Consider the following 16,137-nt stretch of genomic DNA (forward strand, 5'->3'; position numbering starts at 1 on the left):
AACACTTACACTAGACAATTAATTAGATAACTTTGCGCGCAATCTGCGGACTAATCTCTTTTGATCAGCGCTGTTGACAACTTAAGAATTATTCTCTAGATCCACTCATCCGTCACGATAGGCTAAGGCCAATCCCTTTGTATGAGTAGGCCAAGGTGACGGCAGCACCTACGGTATCCCTTGACAGCTGACCTCGAGGCTCTATATACTCTTTGTAGTCTGGATGCCGAGGTGGCGGAATTGGCAGACGCGCTAGCTTGAGGGGCTAGTGACCACTATCGGTCGTGGGGGTTCGAGTCCCTTCCTCGGCACCAATATTTTTTGTCTTTATTTTTGTGGGCGGTTAGCTCAGTTGGTTAGAGCGCCTCGCTTACACCGAGGAGGTCAGAGGTTCGAGTCCTCTATCGCCCACCTTAGTTTGGGTAATAAGATATGCGCCGAGGTAGCTCAGTCGGTAGAGCACGTGACTGAAAATCACGGTGTCGGCGGTTCGAATCCGCCCCTCGGCACCACAAAACCCAGATCTTGCAAGTCCCTCCAACATGGTGCTCCCATTCAAGCCTCTCTTCAATGAGAGCAAAATCCTTATCAGCATTGCTGGCAGGTTGCTTTCAGGGCTGCACCAAAGAATGATTTCAGATTTTTATACCTTCCTGGAAGACTTTTAGAGCACGGACTCGCGAATCCTTGCCATGAAAGTAGAATAGCAAGTAGATGCTACTACAGACCATCTTAAGGCGATCTTCGGCCTATATATCATTGTCTGGATCTCTAAGTTAAGAAACAAGTGCGTTGAAAGAGCGTTGCTAGCAACGTGATCTTACCTGAATGACTACCTGCGAATTTTCAACATCCATTGCTCACATCACGCAGATGGTACAAACATTGCGGCAGAATTCTCTACAAACATAACATTGGGGAAAGAACATGCCAAATCGATTAGCTCAGGAATCAAGTCCTTATCTCTTACAGCATGCCGAAAACCCAGTTGACTGGTATCCGTGGGGACAAGAAGCCTTTGATAAAGCACGCAAAGAAGACAAGCCTATACTGCTATCTATAGGGTATTCTTCCTGTCATTGGTGCCATGTTATGGCACATGAGTCGTTTGAGAATCCTGAGATAGCCAAGATAATGAACGATAATTTTGTAAACATCAAGGTCGATCGAGAAGAGAGACCTGACATAGATGCTATCTACATGGAAGCTGTGCAGGCGATGACAGGGCAGGCAGGGTGGCCGTTGAACGTCTTTCTAACTCCAGATGGTAAACCCTTCTTTGGAGGTACATACTTCCCTCCGGAAGATAGAGTAGGGATGCCAGGATTCAAAAGGCTGTTGTTATGGCTATCTGAGGTATACCATACCCGAAGACAAGAGATCGAACAGAGCGCATCACAGATCGCTCAGCAATTGCTCCAGATTAGCAGGGCCGAACTGAAATCGCACGATATATCATTAGAAATTCTGGAAAGTGCCTGCCAGAGCCTAAAGAGTAGCTTCGATCATCAATATGGTGGCTTTGGCACTGCACCCAAGTTTCCACAACCCATGACTGTTGAATATTTGCTGCAAAGCTTCATCCGCGCTCAGCAGAAGGAATATCTTGATATGGTAACCCTTACCCTGGTTCGCATGAGCCTGGGAGGTATACACGACCACTTAGGCGGGGGCTTTCATAGATATTCCGTAGATAGAACCTGGCTAATACCTCACTTTGAGAAAATGCTTTATGACCAGGCGCTTATCGCTCGAGCCTACCTGCACGCCTGGCAGGTAACACATAACTCCTGGTACCTAAAGGTGGTCAATAGGACTTTACAATACGTACTGAAGGATATGACATCCTCTCAGGGAGGTTTTTATTCGGCACAAGATGCGGATTCTGAAGGTGAAGAAGGCAAGTACTACCTGTGGTCACTAGATGAGATAAAGAGGGTCCTTAATGAACGAGAAGTTGAGCTTGTATGTGAACATTACGGTGTAACTGCAAGTGGCAACTTCGAGGGTAAAAACATCCTTCATATAGCGAAGAGCATAGAGGATCTCGCCCGAGATCATAACATGGACTTATCTGAAGTAGAAAAAATAATTGATGAAGCTTCGATGAAGTTACTGCATTACAGAGATCAGAGAACACCTCCTGCGAAAGACACCAAGGTAGTTACGTCTTGGAATGCGTTGATGTCCACTACTTTGGCAGAAGCGGGATTTGCAATGAATAACCCAGAGTACATAGCTGCCTCTCAGAGGAACGCACAGTTCCTGTTGGACAACTTAGTCGTTGATGGTCTGCTGCATCACACTTACAGCGACTCCAAACCAAAAGTACCAGGCTTTTTGGAAGATTACGCTGCACTCTCTAACTCACTAATAACCCTCTACGAGATAACCTCAGATGGCAAATGGTTAGAAAGTGCAAGACGATTTGTACAGGATATGATAGATAGTTTCTGGAAGGAGGAGATAGGTACTTTCTCTGACACTTCTATAAAGCATAGCGACATATTCTTGCAGCCTAGAAATCTTTATGACAACGCAACACCTTCTGGAAATTCTCTTGCCTGCATGGCTTTACTAAGGCTAGCCGTGATATTCGATAGGCAAGATTACAGAGAAATCGCATCCAGAGTGGTACGTGGGCTTGCGCTAGTTATGTCCAAGCACCCTACAGCTTTTGGACATATGCTGTGTGTTGCTAATACTCTCCTAAGCCCATCAGTGGAAATCGTAATACTTGGAGACAAGCATTCTGTAAATACAGAAGCTTTATTAGAAGTCATAAGGCAAACATACATACCCAACAAGATACTCATCTCTACTACTGAGGAAGAGGCATCTCGCAGTGATCTACCCCTTCTTCAGGGGAGGACACTCAGGAACAACAAGCCCACAGCATTCGTATGCAGAAACTATGCATGTTCCATGCCGGTAAATGAGCCAGATGAGCTGAGAGAGCAACTCACCTTGCAGGTACACGCTCCTTAGCAAAATAAACTATCGGCTCTACCCCCATGCGATCCAGCACCGCGCGATAGTCATAGCCGGTGGCTGGCACTGGCTGGTTATAATCTTCTATAAGGACTGGCAAGAACTTGGCAGATACGAGGTTTTTGCCTTGGAAAGTAAACTTGACTATCACCCCCTGCCTTGTCTCCTGAGACCACATTTGATCAAACACAAAGTTTCCCATCGAATACACTATCAGCTTACCCTTATAAACCTCGACCTGTTGTACCCAATGTGGATGTGAGCCTAGCACTAAATCAGCACCGGCATCGATGGCTACCCTTGCCATATGACGCTGGAACTGATTAGGTATTGAGGTATACTCAACACCCCAGTGGAAGTAGGGGATTACAACATCTGCCTGGTGTCTAGCCCTAGCAATCGACTCTCTAACTGGATCTTCCCAAGCTGTAGCTATACCTGGGGCGTTCTTGTTGGACCAGTTCCACCAATAGACACCATCGAATCCCAGAAAAGCTACCTTGACTCCCTTTATATTGTAGATAGCAGGAGAATAAGCCTGTTCCCAGTTTACACCTCCGCCAAAGTGCCCAATTCCGTATTTATCTAGTGCTTTCAATGTGTCTACTAATGGTGCCTGCCCGAAGTTCAGGGTGTGATTATTAGCCAAAGTAACGGCATCTATCCCTGCCCACCTTAGACCATCGGCAACAGCTGTAGGTGCTACAAAAGTCATAGTATGGTCATCCGCAGGCGGAGGGATTCGGTCTGAGAGAGGTAGCTCCAAGTTAGCTATAGTAAAATCAGCATCTCTTAGTAAGTTGGCAGTCCTGAGATACGGATGACGATAGCTGCCGTAATATCTCATCTTATAGAGCACGGACCTGCTAAGCATTATGTCTCCAACAGCATTCAGAGTCCAAGTATTACCCTTACGATCATAAGCACGACCATCATTTGAACCATTATCAACCTTTGAGATGATGGTTTTACCAATAGTATTTTGATCCTTATCATCTGATGAATCGCCAAGGTCACTAGATAAAAAGGTTGAAGCTACATAGCCCGACGCCGAACCATAACTTGCCCTATACCATGTATAACCATCTAGTACTTGTGAGTCTTTTTTCCATACTCTAATCCTAGAGCCATTAGGAATGACCATAAGTACTCCAGAACGTACACCAGGAGCTTCCCTCAAGTTCAGTCCCGCTCCATTAGAAGTACTCACATACATAAGAGTGGGATCGGATATTACTGACTGCTGGCGATCTGTAATCTTGCTTGAGGTGTTTTTCTTAGGGGTTGAGGGATTTTTAATCGCAACACCCTTAGCATTTTTACCAGGAACTGAATTAGAAGATTGGAGCCTAGGATCTAAACGCTTTCCACTATCTCCCACGAATTTCGAGTTAGATAGATGGCCATTTGGTAATTCTTTAGCCGTTGTGGCCTCTGCATTATCTACATGATTTGACTTATGACCTTGTTGGGAGGAGACAGACGAACTCCTTCTTTCAGTTTCGGCAACTTTATGCTGTGAATAGCAAGAAGTAATCAAAAGACTGAATATAAGTAGATGGAGTAAAAGAAACTTTCTCATAAAGATCTCTCTAAGAAGGGATCAGGCTTTATTCTCTCAACAAAATTACATGTGGGGTAAGTATAGTTACTGTGGGTGACCTGTAGATAATTCTAGTATCTTTAGCAAAAATATTTTTACATTGATGTCTGGTCCTCAAGTGCTACCATTTCCACCAGAGCAACGCTTATATTGTCTGCACCACCAGCATCGTTTGCAGCCCTTATAAGCAACCTGCAAGCCCGATCGACATCACTTTCATGAGAGACAATATCAGCTATGACATCGTCAGACACCATGCTGTTTAAACCGTCGCTACAGAGAAGTAACCTGTCTCCTGACCTTAGAGGTTCGACAAACATATCTATCTCAACCACAGGCTCTGTACCTAAAGATCGAAATATAAGGTTTCTTTGAGGATGCCTTCTAGCCTCGATCTCAGTTATCTGTCCTGCAGCTATCATGCGCTCAACCAGGGAATGATCCTCAGTAATACGGCGTATAGCTCTATCTCTCACTATATAGGCTCGACTGTCTCCAACATTAGCTATATAGCTCTTGCCACGCAAAATAAGAGCAAGTACCAGGGTTGTACCCATATCGGTACTTTGCTCAACCTTAGTACGGTAAACAGCCCTGTTAGCAGTTTGGACTGCTTCACGTACAACATTGACAACATCGTCATCGGATAGGTTCTGCCTGAGAAAGTGCCCCTCAGTAAAGAAAGGGTTGTTCTGCAAGTGATTTATGGTAGCCTCTATTGCAGTTCTGCTAGCAACCTCGCCTTTATCATGGCCTCCCATTCCATCGGCAATAGCAACAATACCTATAGTAGGTAAAACAGATTCGTTGGATTCCGGAAGAGCTAACAGTACATCATCTTCATTTGTGCGTCGAACTCTTCCTGAGTCTGTCCGGGCTGCTGCTCTGATTCCAAGAATGACATCACCAGAGTTAGCCTTATTGACTTCCATCACAGGGAGAGGTTGCGTTATCTCATCCGACAAGCGCTCCGGCTCCGTACCTGAGTCTCCCGTCTGTTCAGTATTTCTAATCTTCTTCCAAATATCGGATAGCATCGCTCTCCTCAAAAATCAGTCGAGACTTTATCTTAGCTATTAGGGCCTTGGATTTCCGGAAAGAATACATCATTCAAAATGATTTCTTTGCTCAATCTACATTAAAGCTAACAACCGCATAGTCCAGCATAAACCAAGGTGGGCGCCCAAAACCACCATTTTTCTCCAAGTTTTGGATTTCTAGAGTGTTGTTACCGTCATTTAAGAGACTTGACGGGAAGGTAATTGTACTCTCCCCCCAATTACCAGAATCATTCAAATTTTGGGTGTCGTTTGGCAATGGGTCAGGACCTCTAAATATCTCTTGGTCGTTGATTAATATACTTATCCTGGTCTTCTTCGAATCTTCAGAGTCCATGCCTACAAGCTTGAGGGTTGCCATCCCTTCTCTGTCTCCCCATAATACGAAACGAGTGCTCATACGCCAATACTGGGTACGCTGTCCGTATATCCATTGTGCGGACCTGCCCTTATATCCGTCCTCATTGCTCCATCCTCCTCTGAAAAAACTATCCTCAAGGCGTATAGATACCGAGCCAGTTCGAGCTGGTGTAGAACGAGGCGTAGGTGTAGGAGTTGGTTCCCTAGTGGGAGTTGGTGTTGGCTCGGTAGTAGGTGTAGGTGTGGGTGTAGGAGTAGGCTTTGGTGGTGGAGCTTGGATCGTAAGAAGATCTGCCAACACATATCCTCTTATGCCTCTATAGATCACTTCGTACCACTCATTACCATCCCCCCCCTCTACGGCTGGTATAAATGCCCTTACTCTAGCACCGTAAGGAATTGTTATAAGTCTAGGTGAGTTAGGATCTGGATCTTGCCTCATATTTACGTTGCTGTAATCTGTTGTTGCAGCATACATCCACACGCGCTCTCTGGTGGGAGTGGGTGTGGGTGTAGGAGTAGGTGTGAATGTAGGCGTAGGAGTTGGGGTATTTGTAGGTACTGGTGTAGGCTTAGGAATCTCTATAGACGTAAGAGCATAGTCAGAATAACCCTCAGGACCGCGCGCCCTCACCCTGTAATAATATTTCTTGCCAGGCGAAATAGTGTTATCAGTAAAGGAATTCGAGTTAGCAGCTAGGGTAGATAACAGGAACCACTCCCTATTATCGGTCGAGCGTTCAACAAGATAGGCGGTCTCATTAGATGCTGTGTCCGTCCATGTAAGCTCCACGGCCTCTCCGTCAGGAGATAACCTTGCACGCAAGTTCTCTGGAGCAGAAGGCAAGACGGGAGTAGGAGTTGAAGCCGGAGTTGGAGATGGCTCTATCGGGGTACTAGTAGGACCAGTTGTCACCACTATAGGTGGCATTCCTGTAGTAGGTGTCGCAAGGCTCTGAGCACCTCCTGGAAGGAGAGATAGCACACTATTGCGCATCAACAGGCATCCACCCAAGAAACCAAGTAGCAGCAAAGGTACTAGCAACCATGCAGGTGAGAGGCGTGACCTAGATTCCTCCTCCGGCTCACCATATACTGAAGTTCTTCTTGGACCTGATATCACCGAAGCAGTGCGCGTGGATTCAGATGGAGGAGATTCAATTGACATCACCGGGACGGCAACTGTAGGCTCCGAGGAAGCATCCTGGTTATAGTGGGAATCAGCAGGCAGAGGCAGATTCCTCAGATCCCTCAACATCTCCCCAGCATCCCCATACCTCTCCAATGGATCCTTCGCCATCGCCCTCTCCACCACCCTCACTAAACCCTCACTCACCCACGGCGCTACCTCCCTCAACCCCTCAGGCTCCTCAAAAACATGCGCATACGCTACCCTCATCGGATTCTCCCCCTCAAAAGGTAGCCGCCCACTCAACATCTCATACATCATCACTCCCACCGCGTACACATCACTCCGCGGCGTCACCTCATCTCCCCTGGCCTGCTCAGGAGACAAATAGTGCGGCGTCCCAAACGCCACCCCAGCCTCCGTCATCCCAGCATCCCCAACTGCCTTCGCTATCCCAAAATCCGTGATCTTGACTACACCACCCTCCGTCACCATCACGTTCTGCGGCTTCATGTCCCGATGCACCAAACCCGCCCTGTGCGCCGCACTCAAACCCTCCAATATCTGCTCCGTGATCCTTATCGCCTCCCCCTCACTCAGCCTACCCCTCTCCCTGATGTACTCCTTGAGGTTCTTCCCATCCACGTACTCCATCGCTATGAAGTACGTCCCATCCACCTCATCATAGTCGTACACATCCACTATGTTGGGATGCGATAACCTCGCTGCCGCCCTGGCCTCGTTGATGAACCTGGCCCTGAACTTCTCATCCTGGGCATGACCAGCCCTCAATACCTTCAGCGCCACCACCCTCCCAAGCCTCAGGTCCACAGCTCGGTATACCTCCGCTGCTCCACCCTGCCCTACCTTCCACTCTACCTCGTAACGTCCGCCTATTACACCAAGCTCCACTATTCCAAACCCCTATAAAAGGTAAGCTGTAATAATGCTAACCTATGAATCCCTTTGAATACTTTTACTTTGTTTCCATAAGAAAAGCTCACACAATATGATACCCATACATCTTAATTTGTGCGAATTCTGTACTCTAATACGCAATTCAATGGATATCAGATCTGGCGAAGTTATATTGCAAGTATAAGCTAAATGCCTCGCTAGCGATTTTGTGGTGTCTGAGTGATCAAGATAGATGACGGTGTTTGAGTAGCTGGGACATATGTACCTGAAGATTCAACTCTTACAGTCGGTGTAGTTAATGGCTCCGTGGACTCTGGACGCGGCATTGGGGTCGAAGTAGGAACCGGTTCCTGAGTGGGAGAGATTGTTGGAGTCGGCCAGATGGTAGGGATAGGAGTGGGTACATTAGTAGGTGTAACTGTAGGTCTTGGAGGGCTAGACTTGGTGGGAGTAGGCAATACAGTTGGATATGGTGTAGGAGTCGATGTCGCTGTCGGAGTAGGAGTTGGCTCCTTGGTAGGAGTTGGCGTTGGCTCGACGGTGGGTGTAGGTGTAGGCGTGGGTGTAGATGTAGGAGTTGCCGTAGGTCGACTAATAGGAGTATTAAGCCTTACTGGAGTATTAGTTGGCTCAGGCGTGGGAGTAGAAGTAGGAGTTGGGACAACTTCAGGAGAGTTCTCCAGCTCAGGTGTTGGGGTAATAATGTAAGTAGTAGAAGTAGGGGGAAGGATATCTGTGTGTGCGGAAGCTTCAGGGCATTTAGAGCTACCTTGGCTATTAACTGCACATACTTTGTATGTGTAATCAGTATTGGGTTTCAACCCTTTATCTAGATAAGAGATGCTGTTAGGGCCTAGTATTGCCACGCGACGCCAACTAGCACCACTCGTTTTTCTATAGATAAAATATGCATCTTCGTTTGGAGATACATCCACCCAAAATAGCTTGATGGCATAAGGAGATAAGGCTACAGCTGTCAAATTCTCTGGAGGAGCCGGAACGCTACCCCGAAGATAGTACGTTCTCTCAGTGGGAATGGGAGTAGACACTAATACTACTGGGTAGGGAGACTCAGAAGGCGTATTAAGGTTAGAATCCGGGGTTTCGGTAACAATAGGAGGAATTCGAGAACTTACGAAGGGAACAAATGTCGCTCCAAGCAACACGCACGCTGACACCAAGAGAGTAGCGGGTAGCAGTATCCAGAACGGTTTCGAAACTCGTTTACTATCTCCAGGTTCCGCTATTTCTGTCCTAGCAACTCGATTTTTGTGCTGACCACCAGAGGTAAATTTAGGGACATTCGGCAAAGAGGTAGTTACTCCCCAAGGATCCACATAAGAATTATGCTTAGAAAAATCGCTGGTGAGTTCGTACATTGCATCCTGGTTATAGTGGGAATCAGCAGGCAGAGGCAGATTCCTCAGATCCCTCAACATCTCCCCAGCATCCCCATACCTCTCCAATGGATCCTTCGCCATCGCCCTCTCCACCACCCTCACTAAACCCTCACTCACCCACGGCGCTACCTCCCTCAACCCCTCAGGCTCCTCAAAAACATGCGCATACGCTACCCTCATCGGATTCTCCCCCTCAAAAGGTAGCCGCCCACTCAACATCTCATACATCATCACTCCCACCGCGTACACATCACTCCGCGGCGTCACCTCATCTCCCCTGGCCTGCTCAGGAGACAAATAGTGTGGCGTCCCAAACGCCACCCCAGCCTCCGTCATCCCAGCATCCCCAACTGCCTTCGCTATCCCAAAATCCGTGATCTTGACTACACCACCCTCCGTCACCATCACGTTCTGCGGCTTCATGTCCCGATGCACCAAACCCGCCCTGTGCGCCGCACTCAATCCCTCCAATATCTGCTCCGTGATCCTTATCGCCTCCCCCTCACTCAGCCTACCCCTCTCCCTGATGTACTCCTTGAGGTTCTTCCCATCCACGTACTCCATCGCTATGAAGTACGTCCCATCCACCTCATCATAGTCGTACACATCCACTATGTTGGGATGCGACAACCTCGCTGCTGCCCTGGCCTCGTTGATGAACCTGGCCCTGAACTTCTCATCCTGGGCATGACCAGCCCTCAATACCTTCAGCGCCACCACCCTCCCAAGCCTCAGGTCCACAGCTCGGTATACCTCCGCTGCTCCACCCTGCCCTACCTTCCACTCTACCTCGTAACGGTTGTCTAACACCCTATACATAGCTGATTTTCCAGGCTATCCAGGCCAGACTGCTTAGAGACAAAATCGCACTTGAGGTCGCATGATGTGATATATTTCTCAGCATGAATGAGAAAAATAAGACTATCCAGGAACCTCTAATAGGCGCACATGTTGGTATAGGGGGAGGACTAAGCAAGGCCATACCAAGGGCACTCGAAATCGGTGCCAACTGCATACAAATCTTCGTGAGTGCTCCCCAACAATGGAGAGAGCCCGCACATCCTGATGAAGAGGTGCAGTTATTCATTGATGCATACAATCAAAGCAATTTTCGCGCCATCTTCCTACATGCAATATATCTCTTAAATCCTGCCGCCCCAAATACCGAACTAAGAGAGAAGAGCATCAGTTCCATAATCTCCTATCTGCATTGGGGCAAGAGGTTAGGGGCACAAGGTGTGGTTATACACTTAGGGTCATCATCAGGTACCACAAGAGAAGAGGCGGAAAAAAACCTTGTGAATAGTGTTAAAACAGCACTTGATAATACGGATGAGGTACCCGTTCTTCTGGAGACTAGTGCCGGCACCAAGAACAGCTTGGGATCAACCTTCGATGACTTAGCACGGATACTCTATAAAATAGGTGATACAAAGAGAGCTGCTATATGCTTGGATACTGCTCATATATGGGCTGCTGGGTACGATCTATCCTCTGAGGATGCTGTCAACCAAACTTTTGAGGAGTTTGATCAAAAAATAGGGTTGGATAAGCTAAAATTAATACATGCCAACGATACTAATGTGCGTATTGGGGGCGGAAGGGATAGGCATGAGAACATAGGCGAGGGAATAATTGGGGAGAGAGGATGGAAGGCTTTACTCACCAATCCTGGCATCCGATTCAAACCTTGGATACTCGAAACGCCTCAGATAGCAGATAAGAATTCAGGTGCAGAGCAAATAAAAAAGCTTAGGCAGTGGTGGGAAGGCAAAGATGATATCGGCAATTAAGGTATTCTTCAGATCTATAGGAGACACTTGGTTCAATCTAGTCGGATACAGTGTTTGTAACGTGGTGGTGGCCGTAGGAGCTATTCTGCTGCCTTTCTTAATAGGTCTGGGGATGGATGCCATTGGTATACATCCTCTGGCTACGATCGTAGTGGGTATATTGCTATTCGTGATCGTAGGTGCTCCATTGTTGATTGGCCTGCTACATGTTACGGCTGAATCTCTAGTGTACAACGAAAGGCCAGAAGTTACTCTGATGCTAAGGCATGCTAGAAGCGATGCGAGCAGAGCTTGGATGCTCCTGGGGCTGGAGGTTCTTGGAATAGCCATCGTTTTGACTGTAGTGGGCTTTTATCTCTCGGTAAACGCTACCTGGGCTGTACCTTTGTCAATGGTAAGCATCGTCATAGGATGGATTTGGTTTGGCACTATATTTCTGGCCGGGCCCATGATGGTTAGGTCTGAGAAAGGTGCTCTTACGGCCCTTAGGAATGGATTTGTGGCATTCTCGAGGTATCCTTTCTTTACTACAACCCTGCTGATAATGGCGCTATTAGTTGGACTGATGAGCATATTGATATCCCCATTGATCGTGCTTATAACGTTATCTTTCCTGTCAGTGCTGCTCAATCGCGCCACTGTATGGATACTACAGAAAGAAGGCTTGATTCCTAAGCCGGAATATCCAGAAGACGAGTCACCTGAACTATAATGATTTGTGCTATCTAGCATTTGGAGGGAAGATAAGTGGGTAAACTCTTTAGGTTCATCTTGGGGGCAGGAGTTGGGCTAGCGGTCGGAGCTGCAATAGCTATGGTTGCTGCACCTCAATCTGGCGAAGAATTGAAAAGAAAGCTTGACGCTCGACGGCGAGAAGCTGCCGAGGCCGCAAGGAGCGCAATGGCTGCCAGGGAGCGAGAGCTCAGGGCTGAGTGGGAATCTAAGGTAGACGCGCTAGCTATCAAGAGAAGAGCTATGTCTCAGTAGCTAGCTCCCGGTTATTAGCTGAGGAGTCCTTACTAACACTCCCTTTGGTCTCAGCTATAATCCACGTCGCGTAAGATGGATCAACATAGGTTGGAGAAAGTGTCAGTATGCAGGGCAACTCGTAAGAGTGTAGCTCCTGTATTCTCCTGCAAGCCTCGGCCATCTTTTCATGTGTTGTCTTGACTATCATGCTTACTTCACTGTCGTGTACTAGGTCATCCTTCCACACATACATGCTGTGAATAGGCCAGTAATTAGTACAGGCAGCAAGCGATTCGCGGATTAACGTATGGCTTATTTTCTCAGCCTCCTCAACTGATCCACAAACGGTATAAATCAGTACTATTTCGTTCGTCATGATGTTCACCCCTAGATGACAATCAAGAGTTTATGTAGAATATATATGAATAGTTGCTCATATATTGAATTCAGGAAGCGCGTGATGAATAAGTTACAAGCCTTAGAACAACCGCAAGATATATGCGCCGAAGAGCATAGCCCTTCTTCTACTTATAAACATACTTTACCACTCAGTGATGATCTAGCTTTGGATCTAGCTGAGGTATTTGGAGTGTTGGCCGATTCGACACGCCTGAAAATAATAACTCTTTTGATTGGCGGCGAATCGTGCGTGTGTGAAATAGCAGGCAAACTTGGACTCAAGCAGAGTACTGTTTCACATCAACTAAGGTTGCTAAGGGCTATGCGGCTTGTCAAGTATCGTAAGACAGGTCGTACAGTTTACTATCAATTATGTGATGATCACGTGGTCAACCTCATTCAACAAACTCTAAATCACTTACTTGAAAGTGAAGCAGATGATGAGGAAGAGCATGAATCAAGCAGAGAAGATCGTTATCAAAGTTGAGGGGATGGACTGTGCTAGCTGTGCAAGGGTTGTAGAGAGCGCAGTTCGATCCGTTGAGGGAGTTAGTGACTGCAACGTAAACTTTAGCACATCAAGTGTACAGGTTACTCTGCAAGACGAATCACACAAAGAGGATACTGCTGGCAAGTTAGTCAAGGCTATTCGATCAGCAGGTTACGGTGCAGAACCTGTAGGCCAAAACAATGTTGATACCGAATCGACCCCGGTAAGAAATAATGATTGGATTTCGCAGGTACTGCATATACAGCAGCTAAGAGCAGCTATCACCGCAGGATTCTTCTATCTACTAGGCGTTATCTTCGGTTTCCTCAACAGTAAAGGGATAATCCCCCAGTTCCCAGAGATACCATCAATACTAGCCGTATTTGGCCTTAGCTTAGAAAAAGTAAACCTGATTCAGCTGATATTTTACGGACTGGCCATAGTTTTTGGAGGATACAATATTGCTCGCTCCGGCGTAATAGCACTCCTAAGGACAAGGACCGCTAGTATAGACCTTCTGATGACGATAGCCGTATTAGGAGCTGTAATAATCAATCAATGGGCTGAGGCTGCTACCGTAGTGATGCTATTCTCTCTTGGCGAGGGAATGGAATCGCTAACTATCAATCGAGCTCGCAACGCAATACAGGAACTCCTCCAGATAGCCCCACAAGTAGCAAGAATCAGAAGGGGTAGCGAAACCATACAGCTGCCTGTAGAGGAAGTAGAGCTGCAGGATGTGATGCTCGTACGTCCCGGTGAGAGGATAGCCATGGACGGACGCGTAATTTCTGGCTATTCCACCGTTAATCAAGCCCCTATAACTGGCGAGAGTCTACCTGTGGAGAAATCACCTGGAGATGAAGTCTATGCTGGCACTCTGAACCAAAGAGGTTACCTGGAAGTAGAAGTAACAAAGCTAGCGGAGGATAGTACTCTTGCTCGAATTACAAGGCTGATAGAAACAGCTGGAGCCAATCGCGCCAAGACCGAGCGTTTTATGGAGCGTTTCGCCAAATACTACACTCCAGCTGTAATAGCATTGGCCATACTATTGGCAGTGATACCACCATTAATGGGAGAGCCTTTTATACCCTGGTTCTATAGGGCGCTAACATTGCTAGTCATAAGTTGTCCATGTGCTCTAGTAATATCCACTCCGGTAGCTATAGTTGCTGCGCTAGCTAATGCATCTCGGCATGGGATGCTGATAAAGGGTGGTGGTTATATAGAGCTAGCTGGACAAATTGGTGCTATAGCCTTCGATAAAACTGGCACCCTGACCCATGGAAGACCTGAGGTAGTGGAGGTGTATGCTACCGATGGCTATGAGCCTGAAGAGGTTATATCCCTTGCAGCTACTATCGAAGAGAGATCTGAGCATCCCCTGGCAGCAGCTATATTAAGAAGGAGAGAGCTAGAGGTAACTGCCAGTCCTCAGCATGTGCACGGGGATCAACATCAACATCTCTATCCTCACGACGAGAGTGAATTTGAGCTTATAGCAAAGGAAATATCGGACTTTGAAGCTATCACGGGGCGAGGAGCAAGGGCTACTATCGATGGTACCACTTACTACATAGGAACACCTAGATTGTTTGAAGAACTAGGAGTAGATATAAGCAAACTGTCACACGTGATAAAGAAGTGGCAGGAGAATGGTAGAACAGTATTGATAGTGGGATCCGATAGAGAAGTTTTTGGGGCTATAGCGGTCGAAGATGAACCTAGACCTGAGTCACGGGAAGTAATACAGAAACTGAAGGAAAACGGAATACAACACATAGTCATGCTCACCGGCGATAACTCTACTACAGCCCGATCGCTTGCTCAACGACTGGGTATAGATGAATATCGAGCAGAGCTTTTACCAGAGGACAAAGTTCAAGCCATTCGGGAGCTCAAAGACGAATATGGAAAGGTGGCAATGGTAGGCGACGGTATAAACGATGCTCCGGCAATGGCTGCAGCAGATTTAGGTATCGCCATGGGAGCAGCTGGTAGCGACACAGCTATCGAGACCTCTGATATAGCATTAATGTCGAGTGATCTGACCAAGCTACCTTTCGCAATTAAGCTGTCTAGAAGCACCTTGACCACTATCAAATCGAACATAGCTTTCTCCTTGTTCATCAAGGCAGCGATAATATTGCTGTCGGCTATAGGTATAACGAGTCTGTGGCTTGCCATATTGGCGGATACAGGGGCATCGATCATCGTTACGGCGAACGCTATGAGAATACTAAGACATAAACCCGCTGAATAGATTTCTAAATACAGGTTCTAGATTTCTAACTGCTGTAACTAATAATGGTGAGACTATCAGAGCAGGTAAGAAATTAGCCACAGGTATACGTTTTACATCTAGTAACCTGATGCCTATACCTATGATCAGTATTCCACCAACCGCGGTGAGTTCGCTGATTATTTGTGCATCGTTTAGTATCCCCGAGAAGAGTCCTGCCCCGAGGGATAATCCTCCCTGAAAAATCAAAATTGTGAGTATCGAGAGAAATACTCCCCACCCCAAGGATGCGGCGAAGGCGAAAGAGCTAAATAGGTCCAGGAAAGACTTCAATGCAAGTAACCTATAATCACCCGTTAGCCCATTCTGCAGACTGCCCGTGATGGTCATTGGCCCAACACAGAATACAAGGCTCGAAGCCACAAAAGCTTCGCTAAAACGACCATCGTTACCCCTAGTGAGTTTGTGCTGAGCCCAGCTGCCAAACCTATCGAGGTTGCTCTCTATCTTCAGCAACTCACCTATTATTCCACCGATCAGGACAGCCCCAAGCAGGAGCAAAACATTCCTTGTCTCCAAACCCATCTGGACACCAACAAGGAGGGTGAGCAATCCTAGCCCATCAAAAATAATCTTGTGGATTCTATCCGGCATCTTCTGGCCAACTATTAGCCCCAGAGTAGAACCCACAGAGACTGTTACTACATTGAGTAGGGTTCCTGATAGCATCTGGAAGGCGTTTATATTTACACCTCCAACATGTAGCGATCGCCTAGATCGTC

The 16,137-nt window shown here is 47.0% G+C and carries 12 protein-coding genes and 3 tRNA genes; 9 read left to right on the top strand and 6 right to left on the bottom strand.

Features of this window, described 5'->3' with window-relative positions; translation table 11 throughout:
- Nucleotides 1-225: 225 nt before the first annotated feature.
- The 4 genes from TTER_RS08540 to TTER_RS08555 all read left to right on the top strand — a co-directional run bounded on the left by TTER_RS08540 (nt 226) and on the right by TTER_RS08555 (nt 2,988).
- Nucleotides 226-314, top strand: a tRNA-Leu gene (locus TTER_RS08540).
- Nucleotides 315-337: 23 nt separating this feature from the next.
- Nucleotides 338-411, top strand: a tRNA-Val gene (locus TTER_RS08545).
- Between the two features lie 25 nt (nt 412-436).
- A tRNA-Phe gene (locus tag TTER_RS08550) sits at nt 437-512 on the top strand.
- A 415-nt stretch (nt 513-927) separates the two neighbouring features.
- Entirely contained in the window at nt 928-2,988 is a 2,061-nt protein-coding gene (locus TTER_RS08555) for a thioredoxin domain-containing protein (protein WP_012875620.1), read from the top strand.
- On the opposite strand, the gene TTER_RS15385 is transcribed toward TTER_RS08555, so the two are convergent.
- The 4 genes from TTER_RS15385 to TTER_RS14795 all read right to left on the bottom strand — a co-directional run bounded on the left by TTER_RS15385 (nt 2,963) and on the right by TTER_RS14795 (nt 10,278).
- On the bottom strand, nt 2,963-4,171 hold the full coding sequence (locus tag TTER_RS15385; protein ID WP_169302657.1) for a CapA family protein: 1,209 nt from the start codon (nt 4,169-4,171) through the stop codon (nt 2,963-2,965). The genes TTER_RS08555 and TTER_RS15385 overlap by 26 nt on opposite strands.
- 518 nt (nt 4,172-4,689) lie before the next feature.
- Nucleotides 4,690-5,631 (bottom strand): Stp1/IreP family PP2C-type Ser/Thr phosphatase, encoded by a 942-nt coding sequence (locus tag TTER_RS08565; RefSeq protein ID WP_012875622.1) that lies wholly within the window; start codon nt 5,629-5,631, stop codon nt 4,690-4,692.
- Between the two features lie 91 nt (nt 5,632-5,722).
- Nucleotides 5,723-8,053, bottom strand: coding sequence for a protein kinase domain-containing protein (locus tag TTER_RS14790; RefSeq protein WP_012875623.1), 2,331 nt, complete (start codon nt 8,051-8,053; stop codon nt 5,723-5,725).
- A 203-nt stretch (nt 8,054-8,256) separates the two neighbouring features.
- Entirely contained in the window at nt 8,257-10,278 is a 2,022-nt protein-coding gene (locus TTER_RS14795) for a protein kinase domain-containing protein (protein WP_012875624.1), read from the bottom strand.
- 83 nt (nt 10,279-10,361) lie between these two features.
- Here TTER_RS14795 and TTER_RS08580 point away from each other — a divergent pair, with 83 nt between their 5' ends.
- The 3 genes from TTER_RS08580 to TTER_RS08590 are packed head-to-tail and all read left to right on the top strand — an operon-like array spanning nt 10,362 to nt 12,239.
- Nucleotides 10,362-11,252: a deoxyribonuclease IV gene (locus tag TTER_RS08580; protein ID WP_012875625.1), complete on the top strand. Its 891-nt coding sequence runs from the start codon at nt 10,362-10,364 to the stop codon at nt 11,250-11,252.
- A complete protein-coding gene (locus TTER_RS08585) occupies nt 11,236-11,964 on the top strand; it encodes an ABC transporter ATP-binding protein (protein WP_012875626.1) in 729 nt (242 codons plus the stop codon). Before TTER_RS08580 ends, TTER_RS08585 begins: the two co-directional genes overlap by 17 nt.
- A gap of 35 nt (nt 11,965-11,999) precedes the next feature.
- Complete coding sequence (locus TTER_RS08590) at nt 12,000-12,239, top strand: YtxH domain-containing protein (protein ID WP_012875627.1); 240 nt, start codon at nt 12,000-12,002, stop codon at nt 12,237-12,239.
- Here TTER_RS08590 and cutA read toward each other — a convergent pair.
- Nucleotides 12,226-12,597 (bottom strand): divalent-cation tolerance protein CutA, encoded by a 372-nt coding sequence (cutA, locus tag TTER_RS08595; protein WP_012875628.1) that lies wholly within the window; start codon nt 12,595-12,597, stop codon nt 12,226-12,228. The genes TTER_RS08590 and cutA overlap by 14 nt on opposite strands.
- 84 nt (nt 12,598-12,681) lie before the next feature.
- Between cutA and TTER_RS15390 the strand changes: the two genes are divergently transcribed.
- Complete coding sequence (locus TTER_RS15390; RefSeq protein WP_012875629.1) at nt 12,682-13,107, top strand: ArsR/SmtB family transcription factor; 426 nt, start codon at nt 12,682-12,684, stop codon at nt 13,105-13,107.
- The gene (locus TTER_RS08600) at nt 13,073-15,376 is read left to right on the top strand and encodes a heavy metal translocating P-type ATPase (protein WP_012875630.1); all 2,304 of its coding nucleotides are present in this window, start codon (nt 13,073-13,075) and stop codon (nt 15,374-15,376) included. The genes TTER_RS15390 and TTER_RS08600 overlap by 35 nt, the downstream gene beginning before the upstream one ends.
- Here the strand turns inward: TTER_RS08600 and TTER_RS08605 are convergent.
- Complete coding sequence (locus TTER_RS08605) at nt 15,353-16,084, bottom strand: DUF554 domain-containing protein (RefSeq protein ID WP_012875631.1); 732 nt, start codon at nt 16,082-16,084, stop codon at nt 15,353-15,355. The two genes, TTER_RS08600 and TTER_RS08605, sit on opposite strands and share 24 nt — an antisense overlap.
- Nucleotides 16,085-16,137: the final 53 nt, after the last annotated feature.

It is taken from the genome of Thermobaculum terrenum ATCC BAA-798, assembly GCF_000025005.1.
GTDB lineage: Bacteria > Chloroflexota > Chloroflexia > Thermobaculales > Thermobaculaceae > Thermobaculum > Thermobaculum terrenum.

Excerpts from the sequence above, each read along its gene's own strand:
- TTER_RS08555 (WP_012875620.1), top strand. The coding sequence starts at position 928 with ATGCCAAATCGATTAGCTCAGGAATCAAGTCCTTATCTCTTACAGCAT.
- TTER_RS08565 (WP_012875622.1), bottom strand. The coding sequence starts at position 5,631 with ATGCTATCCGATATTTGGAAGAAGATTAGAAATACTGAACAGACGGGA.
- TTER_RS14795 (WP_012875624.1), bottom strand. The coding sequence starts at position 10,278 with ATGTATAGGGTGTTAGACAACCGTTACGAGGTAGAGTGGAAGGTAGGG.
- TTER_RS08580 (WP_012875625.1), top strand. The coding sequence starts at position 10,362 with ATGAATGAGAAAAATAAGACTATCCAGGAACCTCTAATAGGCGCACAT.
- TTER_RS08585 (WP_012875626.1), top strand. The coding sequence starts at position 11,236 with ATGATATCGGCAATTAAGGTATTCTTCAGATCTATAGGAGACACTTGG.
- cutA (WP_012875628.1), bottom strand. The coding sequence starts at position 12,597 with ATGACGAACGAAATAGTACTGATTTATACCGTTTGTGGATCAGTTGAG.
- TTER_RS15390 (WP_012875629.1), top strand. The coding sequence starts at position 12,682 with ATGAATAAGTTACAAGCCTTAGAACAACCGCAAGATATATGCGCCGAA.
- TTER_RS08600 (WP_012875630.1), top strand. The coding sequence starts at position 13,073 with ATGAATCAAGCAGAGAAGATCGTTATCAAAGTTGAGGGGATGGACTGT.
- TTER_RS08605 (WP_012875631.1), bottom strand. The coding sequence starts at position 16,084 with ATGCTATCAGGAACCCTACTCAATGTAGTAACAGTCTCTGTGGGTTCT.